This window comes from Bacillus sp. FSL R7-0646, assembly GCF_037969865.1.
Lineage (GTDB): Bacteria > Bacillota > Bacilli > Bacillales > Bacillaceae > Bacillus > Bacillus licheniformis.
Map to the genome: position 1 here is coordinate 1,764,801 of NZ_CP150217.1, position 21,838 is coordinate 1,786,638.

The window sequence follows — 21,838 nt, forward strand, 5'->3', positions numbered from 1 at the left end:
GTGAATATGAATCAAACAGTAAATGTCATCGGTGCAGGACTTGCAGGAAGCGAAGCGGCATGGCAGCTTGCTAAGCGCGGTATCAATGTCCGTTTATACGAAATGAGGCCAGTCAAGCAAACGCCGGCGCACCATACAGATAAATTTGCCGAACTTGTCTGCAGCAACTCGCTTCGGGCGAATTCATTAACGAATGCTGTCGGTGTATTAAAGGAAGAAATGCGGGTTCTTGACTCGGCCATCATCGCTGCTGCTGACGAATGTTCTGTTCCTGCCGGCGGTGCGCTTGCCGTAGACAGGCATGAATTTGCCGCAAACGTTACCGAAAAAGTAAAGAATCATCCGAATGTGACCGTGCTTCATGAAGAAGTCACGGAAATACCGGAAGGACCGACAATCATTGCGACAGGACCGCTGACATCAGAAGCGCTTTCCGCAAAGCTCCGGGAGCTGACAGGCGAGGACTATCTATACTTTTATGACGCGGCTGCGCCGATTGTTGAAAAGGACAGCCTTGACATGGATAAAGTCTATTTGAAATCCCGCTATGACAAAGGGGAGGCAGCGTATTTGAACTGTCCGATGACAGAAGAAGAGTTTGACAGGTTTTATGACGCCCTTGTGTCTGCGGAAACCGTTCCATTGAAAGAATTTGAAAAGGAAATCTTCTTTGAAGGCTGTATGCCGATTGAAGTCATGGCGAAGCGCGGCAAAAAAACCATGCTGTTCGGCCCGATGAAGCCTGTCGGACTTGAAGACCCAAAAACAGGAAAGCGTCCGTACGCCGTTGTGCAGCTGCGCCAAGATGATGCAGCCGGCACGCTTTACAATATCGTCGGTTTTCAAACCCACCTCAAATGGGGCGACCAAAAAGAAGTGCTCCGCCTCATTCCGGGACTGGAACAGGCAGAAATCGTCCGCTACGGCGTGATGCACAGAAATACGTTCATCAACTCGCCGAGTCTGTTAAAAGCGACCTACCAGTTTAAAAAGCGGGACGATCTGTTTTTTGCCGGTCAAATGACAGGTGTTGAAGGGTATGTTGAATCAGCGGCTTCAGGTCTTGTTGCCGGTATAAATGCGGCTCGGCTCATCCAGGGAAAAGAACCTGTCACTTTTTCAAATGAAACAGCGATCGGCAGCATGGCCCATTACATTACGGAAACAAACAAGAAAAACTTCCAGCCGATGAATGCAAACTTCGGCCTGTTCAAAGAATTGGGTGTTAAAATTAAAAACAAGCAGGAACGAAATGAACAGTATGCTTCGCGCGCATTGGAGACAATTCGAAATATTTCGAAAACGCTATAGTTATTCATTGCCAGATGAACTTGTTATGTGATAACATTTAAAAGCCCTTTTCGAAGAGGTGTAATGATGGCAAATGTTAAGAATTTTTTAACTTTATTCATTGAATATTTACAAATAGAAAAGAATTATTCAAAATATACAATTGTGGGTTACATTTCTTCCATTGAAGACTTTGAACGCTTTTTACACGTTCAGGGCATAAAGGGTTTTGAAGACGTGACTTATCCGGATGTGAGAATTTTCTTGACGGAAGCGCATGAAAAAGGGCTCACTCGCAGGACGATCAGCAAGAAAATTTCGGCTCTGCGTAGCTTCTATAAATTTTTATTAAGGGAAAAGCTGGTAAAAGAAAACCCGTTTCTGCTTGTCAGTCTCCCGAAACAGGATAAGCGGATTCCGAAGTTTTTATATGAAAAGGAACTTGAAGAACTGTTTGAGGTTTCGGATTTGAGTACACCGCTCGGCCAAAGAAATCAGGCGCTCCTGGAATTTCTCTACGCGACAGGCATGCGGGTAAGCGAACTTTGCAGCCTGAAGGAATCTGATTTGGATCTGTTTTTAGATACGGTTTTGGTCCACGGGAAAGGCAGGAAGCAAAGGTATATTCCATTTGGTTCATTCGCCCGGGAGGCTTTGGATCTGTATTTGCAAAATGGAAGACGCATCCTTCTGTTAAAAGCGAAAGAGCCCCGCCCTTTTATTTTTTTGAATCAAAGGGGCGGGCCCTTAACCCCGAGGGGGGTTCGTTACATTTTGGGAGAACTGGTCAAGAAGACTTCGGGTACATTACATATACATCCGCATATGCTCCGCCATACATTTGCCACCCATTTGTTAAATGAGGGTGCGGATCTGAGGAGCGTTCAGGAACTGCTTGGGCATTCAAATCTTTCTTCAACCCAGGTGTATACGCATGTATCTAAAGATATGCTCAGAAAGACATATATGTCTCATCACCCTCGGGCACATAAAGGGAAATAAAGGAGGTTCTTTTATGTCATCTTTTCACGCAACGACGATATTTGCCGTCCAGCACAACGGAAAAAGCGCGATGGCGGGAGACGGCCAGGTTACGTTCGGTCAGGCTGTCGTCATGAAGCATACCGCAAGAAAGGTAAGAAAACTCTTCAACGGAAAGGTCATTGCCGGTTTTGCCGGTTCTGTTGCAGACGCTTTCACGCTCTTTGAAATGTTTGAAGCGAAGCTTGAAGAATACAACGGCAATTTGCAGCGGGCGGCAGTCGAGCTTGCAAAAGAGTGGCGAAGCGATAAAGTCCTCAGAAAGCTTGAGGCGATGCTGATCGTCATGAATGCCGACAGCATGCTGCTCGTTTCCGGAACAGGCGAAGTGATTGAACCGGACGACGGCATTTTGGCGATCGGCTCAGGTGGAAACTACGCGCTTGCAGCCGGAAGGGCGCTGAAACGTCATGCCGGCAGCCAGCTTGACGCGAAAGCGATTGCGAGGGCTTCACTTGAAACCGCGGGCGAAATCTGTGTGTATACGAACGATCAGATCATTGTAGAAGAACTTGAATAGAAAGGATATGAGGCATATGGAAAAAAAGCCGCTGACTCCTAGGCAGATCGTCGAAAGGCTTGATCAATACATCGTCGGCCAGCTCAATGCGAAAAAAGCGGTCGCCGTGGCATTGAGGAACCGCTACAGAAGAAGTCTTCTTGATGAAAAACTGCGCGAAGAAATCGTTCCGAAAAACATATTGATGATGGGCCCGACAGGTGTGGGAAAAACCGAGATTGCAAGACGAATCGCGAAACTCGTCGGCGCTCCGTTCGTCAAAATCGAAGCGACGAAGTTCACGGAAGTCGGTTATGTGGGCAGAGATGTGGAGTCGATGGTCAGGGATCTTGTGGAAACGTCAGTCCGCCTCGTCAAAGAGGAAAAAATGAACGAAGTGAAAGGCATCGCTGAAGAAAACGCAAATAAACGCCTCGTCCGCCTGCTTGTACCGGGAAGAAAAAAACAGACAGGTGCGAAAAATCCTTTTGAAATGCTGTTTGGCGGAAATCAGGATCAAGAAACTGGTGAAGCGGAAAAGCAAGAAGACGCGGATATCGAAAACAACCGGAAACGGATTGCGCATCAGCTTGCTCTCGGCGAACTTGAAGACCATTATGTCACCGTTGAGGTGGAGGAGCAGCAGCCGTCCATGTTTGATATGCTCCAAGGCTCGGGTATGGAACAGATGGGCATGAACATGCAGGATGCGCTCAGCAGCCTGATGCCGAAAAAGAAAAAGCGCCGCAAGCTTACGGTCAGGGAAGCGCGAAAAGTGCTGACGAATGAAGAAGCGGCAAAGCTCATCGATATGGACGAAGCTGCCCAGGAAGCTGTCCAGAGAGCCGAACAGTCGGGAATCATCTTTATCGATGAGATCGATAAAATCGCCAAAAAGAGCGGTGCTTCTTCATCGGCAGACGTCTCAAGAGAAGGCGTGCAGCGCGATATTCTTCCGATTGTTGAAGGATCTACCGTCATGACAAAGTACGGTGCGGTCAAAACGGATCACGTTCTGTTCATTGCTGCAGGTGCATTCCACATGGCGAAGCCTTCAGATCTAATTCCTGAGCTGCAGGGGCGCTTTCCAATACGCGTTGAGCTTCAAAAGCTGAGCATCGATGACTTTGTGAAAATTTTAACTGAGCCTGACAACGCTCTTCTTAAGCAGTATAAGGCTTTATTGAAGACGGAAGGTATATCTCTTGAATTTTCTGACGATGCTATTCGTAAGATTGCAGAAGTGGCTTATCATGTGAACCAGGACACAGACAATATTGGGGCGAGAAGGCTTCACACCATTTTGGAACGTCTTTTGGAAGAACTGTCATTCGAGGCTCCGGATGTGACGATGGAAGAAGTGGTCATCACGCCTCAATATGTTGAAGAAAAGCTCGGTTCGATCGCTAAGAATAAGGATTTAAGCCAGTTTATTTTATAAACAATTAAATAAGAGTAATTTAGGAGGATCAATTTATTATGGCTTTATTACAAAAAACAAGAAAGATTAATGCAATGCTGCAAAATGCGGCAGGGAAGCCGGTTAATTTTAAAGAAATGGCCGAAACGCTTCGCGATGTGATTGATTCGAACATTTTCGTCGTCAGCCGCAGAGGAAAGCTTCTCGGTTTCTCGATCAACCAGCAGATCGAAAATGACCGGATGAAAAAAATGCTTGAAGAGCGCCAGTTTCCTGAAGATTATACAAAAAGCCTGTTCAACATTCCGGAAACGTCATCTAACCTTGACATCAACAGCGAATACACAGCTTTCCCTGTGGAAAACCGCGATTTGTTCCAAGCGGGTCTGACCACGGTCGTTCCGATCATCGGAGGAGGCGAAAGACTGGGCACCTTGATTCTGTCCCGCCTTCAGGAGAAATTCGAGGATGACGATCTGATCCTTGCCGAATATGGCGCCACTGTCGTAGGAATGGAAATTCTCAGAGAGAAAGCGGAAGAGATCGAAGAGGAAGCGCGCAGCAAAGCGGTCGTTCAAATGGCGATCAGTTCACTATCTTACAGCGAGCTTGAAGCAATTGAACATATTTTTGAGGAGCTTGACGGAAATGAAGGCCTGCTTGTCGCTAGTAAAATTGCAGACCGCGTCGGCATCACCCGCTCGGTCATTGTCAACGCGCTCCGTAAACTTGAAAGCGCCGGTGTCATTGAATCAAGGTCACTAGGGATGAAAGGCACATACATCAAAGTGCTGAACAACAAATTTTTGATGGAGTTAGAAAAACTAAAGTCTCATTAAAAGGCGAAAGCCGCAGAACGGCATGTTCTGCGGCTTTTTTTATTTCATGTTTTAAACTATATTATCGTAATTTTTTCATATCAAAAAACAACTAAAACGCGGTGCAAAATCAATGCGTTACTTGAATAAAAGATATACTAACATAATTTTTTGAAACTTTAATGAACGTAACATTACATAGTTCTTATAATCTAGGTCAAAATACCTATTCATAAAATAGATATTTCTTACGATTTTTTTTTGCTTCCAGATCATAGACTTTAAGCCTATTATTCCTTACAATAGGCTTATGGTTTTTACAATTCTCGACAAGATTTTAAGACAGATGGAAAAAGATTGGAGGTATTTGGACGGTGGATATATTTTCAGGAACGATACATAGACTAGAGGGAGCCTTGAATCAAGCGAACATTAAGCAAAAAGTCATAACGAACAATCTGGCCAATGTAGATACACCGAACTACAAGGCGAAAAAAGTATCCTTCAAAAATGTGCTGAATGAGGAGTCCTCCCGGATTAATGCCATAAAAACAGACTATAGACACATTGACTTTAAAGGGAATGAGCCAAATTATTCAGTTGTGTCGAGAAAGAATACAACTTATCAAGAAAACGGGAACAATGTGGACGTTGATCAGGAAATGAGTGAAATGGCGAAAAATCAAATCCAGTATCAAGCGCTGGTTGAAAGAATAAGCGGAAAATTCAACTCGCTAAGAACCGCGATTACAGGAGGTAAATAATGGGGGTATTCAATAGCATCAACATTTCAGCTTCAGCGTTGACTGCACAGAGAGTCAGAATGGATACCGTTTCTTCCAACCTGGCAAACATGGATACGACGAGAGCGAAGCTGGTTGACGGACAGTGGCAGCCGTATAGAAGAAAGCTTGTATCGACGGCTCCGAAAGGCGAATCCTTTTCATCCGTTCTCCAATCATCGATGAATGCATCGGCGAGAGTCGGCGAAGGGGTGAAGGTGACCAAGATAAGCGAAGACAAAACACCGTTTAAGCTCGTTTATGATCCGACCCATCCCGACGCAAACGAAGACGGATACGTGCAGATGCCGAATGTCGATCCGCTAAAAGAGATGGTCGATTTAATGAGCAGCACAAGGTCATATGAAGCCAATGTCACAGCAATGAACGCGACAAAAGGAATGCTGATGAAAGCATTAGAAATCGGAAAGTAGGGTGATGACACGAATGGTTAATGGAATCTCTCCGTTTGGAGTTCAATCCGTGCAGGCGGGAACGAATGCAACAAATCAGATCAAGAACAAGCAGGACGGTTCAGAGAACCAAGTCAGCTTTTCCAACGTGCTGAAAGATTCTATCAATGCTTTGAATCAATCTCAAAATGAATCTGATAAACTGACAAACGCGCTTGCTCTCGGTCAGGATGTCAACCTTGATGAAGTGATGATTGCAGCCCAGAAGGCAAACATTACATTGACGGCTGCGACGGAATTCCGCAACAAAGCGGTTGAAGCTTATCAGGAAATCATGAGAATGCAAATGTAAGAAAGGAGTCTGAAAGCGAAGAGAATTAGTGTAACTACCGGGGGAGTAAGATGAATCGTAATTTATTGCAAATTAAAACGAAAATAACTGATTTTTGGAAAAACAGATCAAAGCTGCAGAAGATTCTGCTGATCGGCATTGTCGCTCTGGCAGTCATCCTGTCAATCATCATTGGAATTGTTGCTTCGTCAAATAAAATGGTGCCGCTCTATAAAGATTTGTCAGCTGAAGAAACCGGCCAAATCAAACAGGTGCTCGATGAAAAAGGTATTCCATCTGAAGTTGCGACTGACGGTTCAGTCATCAAAGTTCCGGAAGAAAAAGTCGATGAACTGAAAGTCGATCTTGCCGCAGAGGGCCTTCCGAAAAGCGGGAGCATCGATTATTCATTCTTTGGCGAAAATGCCGGTTTTGGCATGACGGACAACGAATTTGACGTTTTGAAAGTGAAAGCCACGCAAACCGAGCTATCCAACCTCATCAAAGGAATAGACGGGATTAAAGATTCGAAGGTTATGATTAACCTGCCGAAGGAATCCGTCTTTGTCGGAGAGGAAAAGCCGGAAGCATCCGCTTCGATTGTTCTTCAGGTGAAGCCCGGCCACACGCTTGATCAAAATGAAATCAACGGCCTTTATCATCTCGTATCGAAAAGCGTGCCGAACCTTGACCCGAAAAACATCGTGATCATGGATCAAAACTCCACATATTACGATCAAACAGGCAAAGAGTCCGGTTCTTACGCCGACAGCTATTCTTCCCAAAGGGAAGTCAAGGCCCAGATCGAAAAGGACCTGCAAAGACAAATCCAAACCATGCTCGGCACGATGATGGGACAGGATAAAGTGGTTGTATCCGTCACATCTGACATCGATTTCACAAAAGAAAACAGGACGGAAGACCTGGTTGAACCTGTCGACAAAGAAAATATGGAAGGAATCACGGTCAGCGCAGAGCGCGTCAGTGAAACATATTCCGGACAGGGAGCACAAGCGGGAGGCGTCAACGGAACAGGTGAAAACGATGTAACGAACTATGCTGAAACAGAAGGCGGAACAGGCAACGGAGACTATGAGAAAAGCGAAGAACGAATCAACAATGAAGTCAACAGAATCCATAAAGAAATCGCTGAGAGCCCGTACAAAATCAGAGATCTGGGCGTCCAGGTCATGGTTGAACCGCCTGATGCAAACAACCCGCAGTCACTGCCTGCTGAAAGGGAGGACGATATTAAAAAAATCCTCTCAACCATTGTGAAAACATCGATTGACAAGAACTATGAAGAAGAGCCTCTGACAGATGAGGATGTTGAAAATAAAATCGTTGTTTCTGTCCAATCGTTCGACGGCAAGCAGACAATCGATGAAGGAACGGAAACAGGCGGCATACCGATGTGGGCTTACATCGCAGGCGGAGCAGCGCTTGTTGCTGTAATCGGCCTCATCATCTGGCTTGTCAGAAGACGTAAAAATAGAGATGACGAATACGAGGAAGAATGGTATGAAACGCCTCAGGAGCCGATTCGGGTTGCTGATGTGAACAATGAAAAAGAGACAGAAGAAACTGTCAGACGAAAACAGCTTGAAAAAATGGCGAAAGACAAGCCTGAAGAATTCGCCAAATTACTGCGCAGCTGGCTGACCGAGGATTAGGAGGAGTATTGAAATGGCAAAAATGAAACAAGACAGGCTTACAGGCAAACAAAAAGCGGCCATTCTCATGATATCCTTAGGGCTTGATGTGTCAGCTTCCGTTTACAAGCATTTAACAGATGAAGAGATCGAAAGGCTGACGCTTGAAATATCAAATGTCAGAGCTGTATCACCTGAGAAAAAAGATGAGATTATTCAGGAATTTCATGAAACGGCTATTGCTCAAGAATATATTTCTCAAGGCGGCATTCATTACGCCAAGCAGGTGCTTGACAAAGCGCTCGGCGAAGACAAAGCCGCCAGCATTATCAACAGGCTGACATCGTCTCTTCAAGTCAGACCGTTCGATTTTGCCAGAAAAGCGGATCCCGAGCAGATTCTGAACTTTATCCAGCATGAGCACCCGCAGACGATCGCATTGATTCTGTCTTATCTCGATCCCGTGCAATCGGGTCAGATATTGTCAGAGCTGAATCAGGATGTGCAGGCAGAGGTTGCAAGAAGGATCGCTGTTATGGACAGGACGTCGCCGGAAATCATCAATGAAGTCGAACAGATTCTGGAGCAAAAGCTATCGTCCACATTCACTCAGGACTACACGCAGACCGGCGGTATCGAAGCCGTAGTCGAAGTGTTGAACGGAGTTGACAGAGGTACGGAGAAAACGATCCTTGACGCCCTTGAAATTCAGGATCCTGAGCTTGCCGACGAGATTAAAAAGCGGATGTTCGTCTTTGAAGATATCGTTACGCTTGATAACCGCGCTATTCAAAGGGTTATCCGCGATGTGGAAAACGACGATCTGCTTCTTTCTCTCAAAGTGGCCAGCGAAGAGGTCAAAGACATCGTCTTCAGCAACATGTCGCAGCGTATGGCTGAAACATTTAAAGAGGAAATGGAATTCATGGGCCCTGTGCGTCTGCGTGACGTAGAAGAAGCTCAATCGAGAATCGTAAGCGTCATCCGAAGACTTGAAGAAGCAGGTGAGATCGTAATCGCCAGAGGCGGAGGAGATGATATCATTGTCTAACATTATTAAACAGCGATTATCATCAATACCGCAAAAAGAAAGGCGGACGATTTCATTAAAGGAAGTCAAACTTCCTGAGACAGAAACCGAACTTGATACCGGACAGGATCCGGAATACCTCCTCGACCATGCCAGACAAGAAGCCGGAAAAATATACGAAAAAGCGAGCGCTGAACTCGAACAGGTCAGACGGCAAATCGAAGAGGAACGGTCAAGCTGGGAAACAGAACGCGAAGCGCTGATAGACCAGGCGAAACAAGAAGGCTTTCAAGCTGGATTTGAAGAGGGAAAGGCCGAGGCCCGAAGCGCTTATCAAGCGTATTTGGATGAAGCCAATGCCATCGTCCGGGCGGCTAGACGTGACTATGAAGAAAAAATCGAACAATCATCCGAAGAAATTGTCGAACTTGCCGTGTCACTGGCTAAAAAAGTTTGGAATCAAAAGGCTGACGACAAAGAAGCTTTTACAGCCCTCGTAAAACAGGTGCTGTCGGAAATGAAGGAATTCGATGACATTGCCATCTATGTAGATCCGGAGTACTACACCGAGGTTCAAAGCCACAAAAACGAACTTGAGCAGCTCCTCCAATACGGCGCCCATATCGCGATATACGCCGATGAAAAAGCGCCGAAAGGAACGTGCTATGTTGAAACGGCTTTCGGAAGAATCGATGCAGGCATCGACACTCAATTGCAGCAGCTGAAACAAAAACTGCTCAGCCTGCTTGAAACGGCAGGTGTTGTCCGGTGATGCTCAAGCAGCTGCTTGAATGTATAGAAACCGCAGATTCCTACAAACGATACGGAAAAGTCAAACAGGCGGTCGGCCTGATGATTGAATCCAAAGGACCTGAATGTTCAATCGGCGATGTCTGCAAAATCTATACAAAAGGTGACGGGCCAAAGGCTATTAAAGCTGAAGTTGTCGGCTTCAAAGACCAAAATATTCTTCTGATGCCATATTTGGAAGCGGCCAATATTGCCCCCGGCAGCATTGTCGAAGCGACGGGCGAATCGCTTAGGGTCAAAGTCGGCTCCGGGTTGATCGGACAAGTTGTCGATGCATTCGGCAATCCGCTTGACGGCAGCGTGCTTCCGAAAGGTCTGGCTCAAGTATCGACAGACCAGGCGCCGCCTAATCCGATGAAAAGGCCGCCGATCAGAGAAAAAATGGCGGTCGGCGTCAGATCGATCGACAGTCTGCTGACCGTCGGAAAAGGACAGCGTGTCGGGATATTCGCCGGAAGCGGCGTCGGAAAAAGCACGCTTATGGGAATGATTGCGAGAGAGACGGCCGCAGACTTGAATGTCATCGCTCTTGTCGGAGAGCGGGGCCGGGAAGTCAGGGAGTTCATAGAGAAAGATCTCGGCGAAGAAGGGCTGAAGCGAACGATCGTTGTAGTGGCTACATCTGACCAGCCGGCGCTGATGCGTCTGAAAGCGGCCTATACAGCAACAGCGATTGCCGAGTACTTCCGCGACAAAGGACAAAACGTCATGTTCATGATGGACTCGGTGACAAGGGTCGCCATGGCCCAGAGGGAAATCGGCCTGGCGACGGGCGAACCGCCGACGACAAAAGGTTATACACCCTCAGTGTTCGCTATTTTACCTAAGCTCTTAGAACGAACAGGAACGACGGAAAGCGGGTCAATAACTGCTTTCTATACGGTTCTTGTCGACGGCGATGATATGAATGAACCGATCGCCGATACTGTAAGGGGAATCTTGGACGGCCATATCGTTCTTGACCGAGCCCTTGCGAATAAAGGCCAGTTTCCGGCAGTCAACATTTTAAAAAGCATCAGCAGGGTGATGTCGAACATCGCCGAGAAAGACCATATCAGAGCAGCGAACCGGTTCAGGGAAATGCTGTCAACCTATCAAAACTCAGAGGATCTGATCAACATAGGAGCCTATAAAAAAGGGTCTTCCAGAGAAATTGATGAGGCCATACAATTCCACCCTAAGCTGATCAGCTTCCTCAAGCAGGAAGTGGATGAAGCGGCATCGCTGGAAGAGAGCATTTCCTTATTAAAGAGTCTTACAGGAAGAGAGGATTAAGAATGGCTTATTCATTTAAATTTCAAAAGCTCCTCGAGCTTAAAGAAAATGAAAAAGACCAATCATTTGCTGAATATCAGCACTCAGTTTCCGAATTCGAAAAGGTCGCGGAAAAGCTGTATGAAAGCATGAGCCAAAAAGAAACGCTGGAAAAAAACAAGGAAATCAAGATGCAGACGGGGATGAGCGTTCAGGAAATGCGGCATTATCAGCAATTTGTCACAAATCTTGAAACGACAATCTACCATTATCAAAAGCTCGTCATGATGAAGAGAAATGAAATGAATGAAAAACAGCACGATTTGACGGAGAAAAATATCGAGCTGAAAAAATTTGAAAAAATGAAAGAAAAGCAGTTTGAAATGTATTCGCTGCAAAACAAAGCAAATGAGTTAAAGGAAATGGACGATATCTCCATTGCCCAGTACATAACTCAAGGAAGCTAGGGGTAGAAAAACGATGACCGAAGAAAAAAAAGCCGGTAAATTTCAGACATTTTTGTTTGTCATCGTCATTCCGCTGATCTTTTTAATCGTTGTAGCGTTCGTCGGCATGTGGCTTTTGGGCGTCAATTTTCAGGATGCAGCCTCAAAAATTCCCGTCGTAAAAGAGCTTGTGAAAAACGGCGAGGATCAGGACATAGATCACGCAACTAAACAGCAGGAGAACAAAGCAGAAAAGCTCCAAAAGACGATCGATGAACAAAAAAGCGAAATCGAAACGCTGACGAGTGACTTAAAAACGAGTGATCAAGAGATTAAAAGGCTGAAACAAAAAATCAGCTCGCTCGAAAAAACGGAAAAAGATGAAAAAGAGCAGGATAAAAAGAACGCCGAAGGTCAAGGAGACGGAAAAGTCGTCAAAATTTATGAAAGCATGCAAAGCAATAAAGCTGCAAAAATTTTAAGCGAATTAAAAGAGGAAGAGGCAATCAATATTTTAGATTCTTTAAGCAAAAAGAAAGTGACTGAGATCCTCTCAAAAATGTCTCCTGATAAAGCGGCTGTATTCACAGAAAAGCTTGTGAAAAACGAGGCGAAAAACGAAGCGAAAAAAGAAGGGGGGGAATAGCTTGAGGCTTTTTGACGCAATCTCCTTTGATGCCAAACCTGCGGTGGACACTGCACCTGCAAAAACGAGCAGGACGCCGTTGGGCGCGCTCTTTCAGAATGTGCTCCAGAAGGAAAACAGCTCACTTTCCCCTTTTCAAAAGGGAGAAGAGCCTTCTCAGGATACGCCGTTGGAAGGGCTTTTGCATGAACTGAAGCAATGGCTTTCAAATAAGGAAGACAGCTCTTTCAATGAAGACTGGCTGAATTCCCTTCAGCAGCTTGAAGAGCTGAATGCATCTCCGGATGAACTGGCATTGGCAGAACAGCTGCTGCAACAAATAAAAGAGCTGCTTGAAAAAGCCGCCCTGCCTGAACAATCAGGCAAAACGGCTGATGCTAAAGCTTTGCCTGCCGACGAAAGCGGGACAGAAGAGCCGAAAAAGCCCGACCTGCAAATTCTCGGCCAGATTCAGCAGCTGCTAGCTGCGATTGTAAATGAAAATCAACCGTCACTCAAAACTTCGCAAATCGCAGAATTATTGAAACAGGCGCCGGAATTTCTCGCCGCTCTTCAAACAAAGGCGGGAGCAGAAGGGCTGATTGATGAGCTTAAACGTCAATTTTTCACGAAAGATCCGAGCCAATCGCAGCTTTTGTCCATGTCAAACACCGAGCTGAAAAGCTTGAAAAGCTTAATGGAGCAGATGATGAACGCAAACGCTGAACCGGATCAAAAAGAGTGGAAAATGGCCGAAAGCGAACTCAAGGCAATGCTCATGAGCAAGAAAACCGATGTTTCTCTTTCTGAGAAGCCGTTGTCCTTTGTTTTGAACAGAAGAGAAATTCAAACTGAAGGAAAGCAAGGCCAAAAGGAACAGCCGATTCAATCCTCTGTACTGGCCAATCATCGGACAGGCACAGCGCTGATCCAGGGTCTCCAGCCTTCGGCGGCAGAGGAAGCTTCCGCTCAGCCGAAAAGCTTTTCAGAACAAATTCTCAGCTCATGGAAACAGATGAAGTATACGCCGTTCGGCAGGTCGACAGGCAGTTTCACGATCCGCCTGAATCCTGAAAATCTTGGCTTTATCACGATCAAGCTCGTCAAACAGCACGGGATGTTTTCAAGCAAAATCATCGCATCGACCCAGTCGGCTAAAGAGCTGCTCGAACACAATCTCGCGCATCTTAAACAGGCGCTGCCCAACATGTCTGTGCAAATTGACCGCTTCGGTGTTCCGCTTCAAAACAGCGATCAGACTTTCGGACAGCTGGCGGACGATGAGAAAAACCAGCATCAGCCGAAGCAAGATCAGCAAAGTAAGCAGGAAAATGAGGATTTTCAGGAGTTTCTGGATGAGCTTATCGAGACTCGATCACAGGACAGCGAGGAGGAGATCTAATGTCTGATACTTCAATTGATACCAGAACCGCCTTAGGAACAACAAACACGAAATCGACGACATCCGATTTTTTATCCGAGGCAAAAAAAGCCGAGAAAGCAGGGAGCGGCTCCAATCTTGGGAAGGATGAATTTTTGAAACTGCTGATGAAACAACTGCAGTACCAAGATCCCTTAAATCCGATGGAAGACCGCGAATTCATTGCGCAAATGGCGACCTTTTCAAGCCTAGAGCAGCTAACGAATCTGAACACAACGATGTCGACGTTCGTCGGACTTCAGGACCCGATGACGATGTATGTCAGCTGGATCGGAAAAGAAGTCACCTATGAAGGCGAAGACAGCGAAGAAAAAACGGCGCTCGTCAAATCAGTTAAAAGCTCAGACGGACAGTATCTGCTTGTCCTTGACGATGGAACCGAAGTCAATCCGTGGAATGTGACGGCGGTAAGCCATTCTGATAAATAAAAACAGACAATTCAGGGAGGAATAATTATGTTACGTTCACTATACTCAGGAATCAGCGGCATGAAAAACTTTCAGACAAAGCTTGATGTCGTCGCCAACAACATCTCGAATATCAATACGGCAGGCTATAAGAAAAGCCGGGTTACGTTTAAAGATATTGTCAGCCAGCAGCTTTCCGGCGCGTCGTCGTCTACTGCAAACCGCGGCTCTGTAAACGGCCAGCAGGTCGGACTCGGTGCAACGATCGGATCGATCGATATCATTCACACAAACGCAGCGCCTTCGACAACAGGCCGCCAGCTTGACATGACCATTACAGGAGACGGCTACTTCCGCGTCGGATCAGGAGATGAAGTGTACTACACAAGATCAGGAAACTTCTACCGATCTGATGAAGGTGACCTCGTCACTGTTGACGGGCTGTTCGTCTTAACGGCCAATAATGGAAGAATCAACATTCCGCAAGACGCGCAAAGCTTCAGCATCGCTCCTGACGGAACCGTTTCTTATGTCGATCAAAACAACGAGAACCAGACCGCCGGCCAGATCTCGCTTGCGACATTCAGCAACACATCCGGATTATCAAAAGCTGGAGACAACCTTTACCGCGAAACATTGAGTTCGGGAGATCCGCAAGTCGTTGTACCTGGGGAAGGCGGCTCAGGAAAAATTCAAACGAGTGCGCTTGAAATGTCGAACGTCGACCTTTCAGAAGAATTTTCCGAAATGATTATCGCGCAGCGCGGCTTCCAGTCCAATGCGAAAATCATTACAACCTCTGATGAAATTCTTCAGGAACTCGTCAATCTGAAGCGATAGGAGGGAAGGAGGCGCCCTCGTGAAGGCGCCTCTTGATAACACATGATCAAAGTTACGCGATTAAACGGACAGCCCTTTATTCTGAATGCACTATTCATTGAGCAAATTGAATGTTTTCCGGATACGACAATTACGCTGTCCAACGGAAAAAAGTTTGTTGTCAAAGAAGATGAAGATACAGTTGTGGATACAATCGTGTCATTCTATCAAAAAATCCAAATACTTTCTTGTGACCAAAGAATTGAGGAATCTGAATGAATCAAAAACTTCTAGGAATTATGATGACGATTATTTTGGCAATTGCTGTGTTGGGAACCGCTGCGTTCTTTGTCATCAAGGGAAGCGCAAGTGAAAAAGATCAAAACGCAGAACCTTCGATCGATGAAGTGGTCGAATCTTCAGTTGAAGTCGCCGAAATCACGACAAACTTGAAATCAGACAATGTAGTCCGTTTGTCAATCAAGCTTGAAACCGATTCGAAAGAGGCGAAAGAAGAGCTTGAAAAGCGGGATTTCCAAATTAAAGATTCAGTCATCTCCCTTTTGGCGAACACGAACGCAGATGAGCTTGAAGGACAAAAAGGAAAAGAAAAATTTAAAGAACAGCTGAAAGAAAAGCTGAACACGAACTACATGAAAGAGGGAAAAGTGAAAACTGTGTACATTACCTCCTTTAATCTGCAGTAGGAACATAGATGACAGAACCATGGAGGTGAAAACAGATGGCAGGAGAAGTGCTCTCCCAAAATGAAATCGATGCACTGCTTTCAGCGATATCGACCGGTGAAATGGACGCCGACGAGCTGAAAAAAGAAGAGTCCGTTAAAAAAGTAAAAGTCTATGACTTTAAACGGGCGCTCCGCTTTTCAAAGGATCAAATCCGCAGCTTGACCAGGATTCACGATAACTTTGCAAGGCTGCTAACGACTTATTTCTCAGCTCAGTTGAGAACCTATATCCAAATCTCGGTCAGCTCGGTTGATCAGGTTCCGTATGAGGAATTCATCAGATCGATTCCGAATATGACGATCCTCAATCTGTTTGAGGTTCGCCCTCTTGAAGGAAGAATCATGATGGAGATCAACCCGACCATCGCCTATACGATGATGGACCGGGTGATGGGCGGGATCGGCTCGAGCCACAACAAAATTGACAGCATGACGGAGATTGAGACGAAAATCATGTCCAATTTATTCGAAAGCTGTCTCACGAATTACAAAGATGCGTGGGAATCCATCACGGAAATCGAGCCGGAAATGTCCGATTTTGAAGTGAATCCGCAGTTTGTGCAAATGGTATCGCCGAATGAGACGGTCGTTGTCATTTCGCTGAACACGCAAATAGGAGACATCAGCGGGGTTATCAACCTGTGCATCCCGCACGTCGTCCTGGAACCGATCATTCCTAAGCTTTCCGTTCACTACTGGATGCAATCAGACAGAATTGAACCAAAACCGGAGGAAACAAAGTCGATAGAAAAGCGGATTTTGACGGCGCAAATTCCAATTGTCGCAGAACTCGGATCATCGGAATTAACCATTGAAGAGTTTTTAAATTTAGAAATTGGAGATTGTATCACTTTGGACAAATCAGTAGCAGAACCTCTTACTGTTTTGGTCGGAGATAAACCGAAATTTCTAGCACAAGCCGGCCGAATGAATCGAAAGACTGCGATTCAAATTCTAGATCACGACATAAGAGGTGAAGAATATGGAGAATAACAATAGGTTATCACAGGATGAAATTGATGCGCTGCTTAAAGGCGGCGATGATACGGCTCAAGAGCAGCCAGAATCAGGGTTGTCCCTGATGGAACAGGATACGATCGGGGAAATCGGAAACATTTCCTTTGGGAGCTCTGCAACAGCTTTGTCCACTTTATTGAATCAAAAAGTCGAAATTACAACGCCGACTGTTTCGGTGATTGAAAAAAGCCATTTAAATGATGAGTTCCCGCACCCGTATGTTTCAATCGGTGTGAGCTATACAGAAGGTTTTTCAGGAAACAATCTTCTCGTCATCAAGCAGGAAGATGCCGCGATCATTGCTGACTTGATGATGGGGGGAGACGGGACGAACGCAGATCCGTCGCTTGGCGAAATTCATCTAAGCGCCGTTCAGGAAGCGATGAACCAAATGATGGGTTCCGCTGCGACATCGATGTCCACCGTCTTCAGCAAGAAGATCGATATTTCTCCGCCGGAAGTTGACCTCCTTGATGTGAAAGAAGGGGAAGGGACAGAGCAAATTCCGAAAGAGGACCCGCTCGTCAAAGTATCTTTCAGACTAAAAGTCGGAGATCTGATCGATTCGCATATTATGCAGCTTTATCCGCTGACCTTTGCAAAAGATCTGATTGATGAATTAACAAATCAGGACGGCGGAGAAGAGCCTGTGAAGACTGAAGAGGTACAGACGCCCGTACAGGAAAAACCGGCGCCTAATCCGAATTCGGCACCTGCTCAGACACAGAGACAGGAGCCTGCGCCTAAACGGCAAGGGACGGCAAAAGTTTCAGAGCCTGTGCAGGTGGCACCGGCAGAGTTTCAATCCTTTGCCCCTCAGACTGAAGCGCAGCCGCACCTTCAAAACCTTGACATGCTCATGGATATTCCTTTGTCCGTCACGGTCGAGCTGGGGAGGACAAACCGCAGCGTCAAAGAGGTGCTTGAACTGTCAACCGGCAGTATCATTGAGCTTGACAAACTCGCCGGTGAGCCTGTTGACATCTTGGTCAACCAGCGCGTCGTTGCTAAAGGCGAAGTCGTCGTCATAGACGAAAACTTCGGCGTCAGGGTGACAGACATTTTGAGTCAGGCTGAACGAATCAGCAAATTACGATAATAACAGATTGATTGGAGAGATTAATAATGGCTTACAAGATTTTAGTAGTTGATGATGCAGCATTTATGAGAATGATGATTAAAGATATTTTGGTGAAAAACGGCTTTGAAGTCGTCGCAGAAGCGCAAGACGGGGCACAGGCTGTTGAAAAGTATAAAGAGCATTCACCTGATCTTGTCACAATGGATATCACGATGCCGGAAAAAGACGGAATCACGGCTCTTAAAGAAATCAAGGAAATCGATCCGCAGGCAAAAATCATCATGTGTTCGGCAATGGGCCAGCAATCGATGGTTATCGACGCCATCCAGGCGGGAGCGAAAGACTTTATCGTCAAACCGTTCCAGGCTGACCGCGTCATGGAAGCCATCAATAAAACGCTAAGCTAAAGGGTGTACAACTTGTTTAAGAAACCTCTTATTTTCATAGCCGGCCTTTGTCTATGCGCCTTTCTCGCATTGCCGTACGCTCCGGCTCTCGCAGAGGAATCGGGGGACCAGACCGTTGATCATCTGTTTGAGCAAAAAGGTGCGGGCAAAGAGAAAGAAAAAGCAAAAGACAAAGACAAAACCGAGGAAAAAAGTTCTCTAAAGGAAGAGGCGGAGACCGAACCCCCGTCTCCTTCCGTTTCCATATTTGATTTTGTGAAAATGATCGGCGCGTTACTGTTCGTCATTTTTCTGATCTATGCTTTGGTCAAATTCATGAATAAACGCAACCGTTTGCTAAAACCCTTCCAGTATGTTGAAAACATCGGCGGGACTTCACTCGGGCAAAACAAGTCCGTACAGCTGATTAAAGTAGGAAACAGGGTGCTGGTCGTCGGTGTCGGCGAAAATATCCAGCTGCTGAAAGAGATCGATGATGAAAAGGAATATAAAGAAATTCTCACGCAGCATGAAGCTGCGATGAACAGCAAGATTGAATGGCAGAAATGGATGGATCAAGTCAAAGTTCCAGGCGTGCAAAAACATAGCGGCACGGCATCTTTTTCCGAGTCGTTAAAAGCACAGCTTGCGGAACTGAAACAAAATCGCGCAGAAGGCAGAAAGAAAGGCCAAAATCAACATGAATGAGTTTATGGATTTATTTAATTCAAGCGATGCGGCAAATGTCAGCGCCAGCGTCCGGCTCTTGCTGCTTTTGACAGTATTTTCGATCGCTCCGGGTATCTTGATCTTGATGACTTGTTTCACAAGGGTTGTCATCGTCCTGTCCTTTGTCCGGACATCGCTGGCAACACAGTCAATGCCCCCAAACCAGGTGCTGATCGGACTTGCACTGTTCCTGACATTTTTCATTATGGGGCCGACTTTTTCAGAGATTAATAAAGAAGCGCTGACGCCTTTAATGAACAATAAAATCACCTTGGATGAAGCTTATACAAAAGCGGAAGCCCCGATCAAAACATTTATGAGCAAGCATACAAGACAGAAAGATCTGGCTTTATTTATGAATTACGCAAAGATGGAAACGCCTGAGTCCATCAATGATATTCCGCTTTCAACTATGGTTCCTGCGTTTGTCATCTCGGAATTGAAAACCGCGTTTCAAATGGGATTTATGATATTTATACCGTTTCTGATTATCGATATGGTTGTGGCAAGTGTTTTGATGTCGATGGGGATGATGATGCTTCCGCCGGTCATGATTTCACTGCCGTTTAAGATTTTGCTGTTTGTGCTTGTAGATGGCTGGTATTTAATCGTTAAATCTTTGCTGCAAAGCTTTTAGAGTAGGTGCTAATACATGAATTCAGAATTTGTTATATCGATGGCTGAAAGGGCTGTATACGTTACATTGCTTATCAGCGGGCCGCTTTTGGCGCTCGCTCTTCTCGTCGGGCTGATCGTCAGCGTTTTTCAGGCAACCACCCAAATACAGGAACAGACTCTTGCATTCATTCCGAAAATCGTCGCCGTTTTGGTCGGACTCGTCGTTTTCGGCCCGTGGATGCTGTCGACGATTTTGTCATTCGCGACTGAGCTGTTCTCTAATTTAAACCGTTTTGCAGGGTAGTTTTAACATGTCAATAATCGAATCATTTCCAGCCTTTTTACTTGTGTTTGTCAGAATCACAGCATTCTATGTAACGGTGCCTCTATTTTCTTATCGGACAATTCCGGCCGTTCATAAAATAGGTTTTGCATTTTTTCTTGCGCTCGTCAGTTTTCAAGCGATTGAAAAGCCTCCTCACCTTGACGTTGACGGAATTTACATGATGTTGGCCATGAAGGAAGCGCTCATCGGACTTCTGCTTGGGCTGATCGCTTACATGATGATCTCAGCCGTTCAAATCGCCGGATCGTTCATTGATTTTCAAATGGGATTTGCGGTGGCGAATGTGATCGATCCACAGACAGGGGCGCAAAGCCCGCTTGTCGGCCAGTTTTTATATACGATGGCGCTGCTTCTCATGCTGAGCCTGAATGCGCATCATCTCCTGCTTGACGGGATCTATTACAGCTATCAATACATTCCGGTCGACAAGATGGCGCTGTCGTTTGGAAGCGAAGAATTTGCCGAGTTTATCGCAAAAAGCTTCAATACGATGTTTATTACAGCATTTCAATTGTCTACGCCTGTTGTGGCTTGTTTGTTTTTAGTCGATCTGGCATTGGGGATTGTGGCGAGAACGGTGCCGCAGCTCAACGTGTTTGTCGTCGGGCTTCCTTTGAAAATCGCGATCACCTTTATCATGCTCATCATCTGCATGGCCGTTATGTTCAGCATGATGCAGCACGTCTTCGAATTTGCCATTCGGACAATGAGAGATCTATTAACTTTGCTTGGGGTGGCATGATGAAGCTGACGTTGGATTTGCAATTTTTCGCAGGTGAAAAAACGGAAAAAGCGACGCCGAAAAAACGGCGGGAAAGCAGAAAAAAAGGTCAGGTTGCCAAAAGTGCAGATGTCAATACGGCGGTCACTCTTCTCATCGTGTTTTTATCCTTTTTATTCATCGGACCTTTTATGAGAGACCGCCTGCTCGGCCTGATCGAAAAGTATTACAAAGAATTAATCACGATGAAGGTGTCAGTCGCCAATATTCCCGGCCTGTTTCAAAGTGTTGTGCTTGAATCGGGCCTCATTATGGCACCGCTTTTGCTGACAGCCGTCGTCTCTGGGGTATTGAGCAACTATATGCAAGTCGGGTTTTTATTTGCCCCTGAAGCGATCAAGCCTGATTTGAAAAAGCTTGACCCGCTTAATGGATTCAAGCGGATTTACAGCATCAGGGCGATCGTTGAACTGCTTAAATCGATTTTAAAAATCGTGATTGTCGGAGGCGTGACATTCGCCGTTTTATGGCTGAACTTTGACAAAATTCTCAGAATCCCGGCGCTGTCGGCTGGCGAGGCTTTGTCATATGTCGGCTGGCTCACCTTTTTAATGGGGGTTTCCGCTGCAGTCGCATTAATTTTTCTCGCGGTGCTCGATTACCTCTATCAAAAATTTGACTATGAAAAAAATATTCGCATGTCAAAACAGGACATCAAAGACGAATACAAAAAAACCGAAGGCGATCCTCTGATCAAGTCGAAGATCAAACAGAAGCAAAAGGAAATGGCGATGCGCCGCATGATGCAGGAAGTGCCAAAAGCGGATGTCATCATCACAAACCCGACCCATTACGCCGTCGCATTGAAATACGACGAAAACAAAATGGATGCGCCGTTTATCATCGCAAAAGGGGTCGATCTAATGGCTCTGAAAATCAGGCAGATCGCCAAAGAACACGATGTCATGACGGTCGAGAACAGGCCTTTGGCAAGGGCGCTCTATGACCAGGTTGAGATCGACCAGGCCGTTCCGGAAGAATTCTTTAAGGCCGTAGCCGAAATCCTGGCCTATGTTTACAAAACAAAGCAAAAAATCTAGTGAATTTTTCAGTT

Annotated in this window: 27 protein-coding genes; all 27 read left to right on the forward strand. The window is 45.8% G+C overall.

All coding sequences use genetic code 11. From position 1 onward, the window contains the following. The first annotated feature begins 6 nt into the window (after window positions 1–6). Window positions 7–1,311, forward strand: coding sequence for an FADH(2)-oxidizing methylenetetrahydrofolate--tRNA-(uracil(54)-C(5))-methyltransferase TrmFO (gene trmFO, locus MKY62_RS09045; protein WP_003181748.1), 1,305 nt, complete (start codon window positions 7–9; stop codon window positions 1,309–1,311). Window positions 1,312–1,377: 66 nt separating this feature from the next. Next, complete coding sequence (gene xerC / locus MKY62_RS09050) at window positions 1,378–2,292, forward strand: tyrosine recombinase XerC (RefSeq protein ID WP_003181750.1); 915 nt, start codon at window positions 1,378–1,380, stop codon at window positions 2,290–2,292. 13 nt (window positions 2,293–2,305) lie between these two features. Beyond that, entirely contained in the window at window positions 2,306–2,851 is a 546-nt protein-coding gene (hslV, locus tag MKY62_RS09055) for an ATP-dependent protease subunit HslV (protein WP_003181752.1), read from the forward strand. Window positions 2,852–2,858: 7 nt separating this feature from the next. Further along, window positions 2,859–4,271, forward strand: a complete 1,413-nt coding sequence (hslU, locus tag MKY62_RS09060) for an HslU--HslV peptidase ATPase subunit (RefSeq protein ID WP_254926368.1) — start codon at window positions 2,859–2,861, stop codon at window positions 4,269–4,271. Window positions 4,272–4,309: 38 nt separating this feature from the next. Continuing rightward, on the forward strand, window positions 4,310–5,089 hold the full coding sequence (gene codY, locus MKY62_RS09065) for a GTP-sensing pleiotropic transcriptional regulator CodY (protein ID WP_003181756.1): 780 nt from the start codon (window positions 4,310–4,312) through the stop codon (window positions 5,087–5,089). A 353-nt stretch (window positions 5,090–5,442) separates the two neighbouring features. Further along, window positions 5,443–5,832, forward strand: a complete 390-nt coding sequence (flgB, locus tag MKY62_RS09070; protein ID WP_003181758.1) for a flagellar basal body rod protein FlgB — start codon at window positions 5,443–5,445, stop codon at window positions 5,830–5,832. Then, on the forward strand, window positions 5,832–6,284 hold the full coding sequence (gene flgC / locus MKY62_RS09075) for a flagellar basal body rod protein FlgC (RefSeq protein ID WP_009328519.1): 453 nt from the start codon (window positions 5,832–5,834) through the stop codon (window positions 6,282–6,284). Before flgB ends, flgC begins: the two co-directional genes overlap by 1 nt. A gap of 13 nt (window positions 6,285–6,297) precedes the next feature. Next, the gene (gene fliE / locus MKY62_RS09080; RefSeq protein ID WP_003181764.1) at window positions 6,298–6,615 is read left to right on the forward strand and encodes a flagellar hook-basal body complex protein FliE; all 318 of its coding nucleotides are present in this window, start codon (window positions 6,298–6,300) and stop codon (window positions 6,613–6,615) included. Window positions 6,616–6,665: 50 nt separating this feature from the next. Beyond that, window positions 6,666–8,267, forward strand: coding sequence for a flagellar basal-body MS-ring/collar protein FliF (fliF, locus tag MKY62_RS09085; RefSeq protein ID WP_003181766.1), 1,602 nt, complete (start codon window positions 6,666–6,668; stop codon window positions 8,265–8,267). Window positions 8,268–8,280: 13 nt separating this feature from the next. Further along, window positions 8,281–9,297: a flagellar motor switch protein FliG gene (gene fliG / locus MKY62_RS09090; RefSeq protein ID WP_003181768.1), complete on the forward strand. Its 1,017-nt coding sequence runs from the start codon at window positions 8,281–8,283 to the stop codon at window positions 9,295–9,297. Beyond that, window positions 9,281–10,048 (forward strand): flagellar assembly protein FliH, encoded by a 768-nt coding sequence (fliH, locus tag MKY62_RS09095; RefSeq protein WP_016885763.1) that lies wholly within the window; start codon window positions 9,281–9,283, stop codon window positions 10,046–10,048. Before fliG ends, fliH begins: the two co-directional genes overlap by 17 nt. After that, window positions 10,045–11,361, forward strand: coding sequence for a flagellar protein export ATPase FliI (gene fliI / locus MKY62_RS09100; RefSeq protein WP_003181774.1), 1,317 nt, complete (start codon window positions 10,045–10,047; stop codon window positions 11,359–11,361). Before fliH ends, fliI begins: the two co-directional genes overlap by 4 nt. A gap of 2 nt (window positions 11,362–11,363) precedes the next feature. Then, window positions 11,364–11,807 carry a flagellar export protein FliJ gene (gene fliJ / locus MKY62_RS09105; protein WP_003181776.1) on the forward strand — a complete coding sequence of 148 codons (444 nt, stop codon included), beginning with the start codon at window positions 11,364–11,366 and terminating at the stop codon, window positions 11,805–11,807. 13 nt (window positions 11,808–11,820) lie between these two features. Then, window positions 11,821–12,432, forward strand: coding sequence for a MotE family protein (locus MKY62_RS09110; protein WP_003181778.1), 612 nt, complete (start codon window positions 11,821–11,823; stop codon window positions 12,430–12,432). Between the two features lies 1 nt (window position 12,433). Beyond that, on the forward strand, window positions 12,434–13,813 hold the full coding sequence (locus tag MKY62_RS09115) for a flagellar hook-length control protein FliK (RefSeq protein WP_003181780.1): 1,380 nt from the start codon (window positions 12,434–12,436) through the stop codon (window positions 13,811–13,813). Next, entirely contained in the window at window positions 13,813–14,280 is a 468-nt protein-coding gene (gene flgD / locus MKY62_RS09120; protein ID WP_003181782.1) for a flagellar hook assembly protein FlgD, read from the forward strand. Before MKY62_RS09115 ends, flgD begins: the two co-directional genes overlap by 1 nt. Window positions 14,281–14,307: 27 nt before the next feature. After that, window positions 14,308–15,099 (forward strand): flagellar basal body rod protein FlgG, encoded by a 792-nt coding sequence (flgG, locus tag MKY62_RS09125; RefSeq protein WP_003181784.1) that lies wholly within the window; start codon window positions 14,308–14,310, stop codon window positions 15,097–15,099. Window positions 15,100–15,141: 42 nt separating this feature from the next. Further along, entirely contained in the window at window positions 15,142–15,357 is a 216-nt protein-coding gene (locus tag MKY62_RS09130; RefSeq protein WP_003181786.1) for a flagellar FlbD family protein, read from the forward strand. After that, window positions 15,354–15,785 (forward strand): flagellar basal body-associated protein FliL, encoded by a 432-nt coding sequence (gene fliL, locus MKY62_RS09135; protein WP_003181788.1) that lies wholly within the window; start codon window positions 15,354–15,356, stop codon window positions 15,783–15,785. Before MKY62_RS09130 ends, fliL begins: the two co-directional genes overlap by 4 nt. A gap of 35 nt (window positions 15,786–15,820) precedes the next feature. After that, window positions 15,821–16,819 (forward strand): flagellar motor switch protein FliM, encoded by a 999-nt coding sequence (gene fliM, locus MKY62_RS09140; RefSeq protein ID WP_003181789.1) that lies wholly within the window; start codon window positions 15,821–15,823, stop codon window positions 16,817–16,819. Then, entirely contained in the window at window positions 16,809–17,942 is a 1,134-nt protein-coding gene (fliY, locus tag MKY62_RS09145) for a flagellar motor switch phosphatase FliY (RefSeq protein ID WP_003181794.1), read from the forward strand. The genes fliM and fliY overlap by 11 nt, the downstream gene beginning before the upstream one ends. 26 nt (window positions 17,943–17,968) lie before the next feature. Beyond that, the gene (locus MKY62_RS09150; protein WP_003181796.1) at window positions 17,969–18,331 is read left to right on the forward strand and encodes a response regulator; all 363 of its coding nucleotides are present in this window, start codon (window positions 17,969–17,971) and stop codon (window positions 18,329–18,331) included. Window positions 18,332–18,400: 69 nt separating this feature from the next. After that, window positions 18,401–19,018, forward strand: a complete 618-nt coding sequence (gene fliZ / locus MKY62_RS09155; RefSeq protein WP_228767680.1) for a flagella biosynthesis regulatory protein FliZ — start codon at window positions 18,401–18,403, stop codon at window positions 19,016–19,018. After that, window positions 19,011–19,676, forward strand: a complete 666-nt coding sequence (gene fliP / locus MKY62_RS09160; protein WP_009328512.1) for a flagellar type III secretion system pore protein FliP — start codon at window positions 19,011–19,013, stop codon at window positions 19,674–19,676. The genes fliZ and fliP overlap by 8 nt, the downstream gene beginning before the upstream one ends. 15 nt (window positions 19,677–19,691) lie before the next feature. Next, complete coding sequence (gene fliQ / locus MKY62_RS09165) at window positions 19,692–19,961, forward strand: flagellar biosynthesis protein FliQ (RefSeq protein WP_003181801.1); 270 nt, start codon at window positions 19,692–19,694, stop codon at window positions 19,959–19,961. Between the two features lie 7 nt (window positions 19,962–19,968). After that, window positions 19,969–20,745 carry a flagellar biosynthetic protein FliR gene (gene fliR / locus MKY62_RS09170; RefSeq protein ID WP_003181804.1) on the forward strand — a complete coding sequence of 259 codons (777 nt, stop codon included), beginning with the start codon at window positions 19,969–19,971 and terminating at the stop codon, window positions 20,743–20,745. Next, window positions 20,745–21,824, forward strand: a complete 1,080-nt coding sequence (gene flhB, locus MKY62_RS09175) for a flagellar biosynthesis protein FlhB (protein ID WP_003181806.1) — start codon at window positions 20,745–20,747, stop codon at window positions 21,822–21,824. The genes fliR and flhB overlap by 1 nt, the downstream gene beginning before the upstream one ends. The last annotated feature ends 14 nt before the right edge of the window (window positions 21,825–21,838 follow it).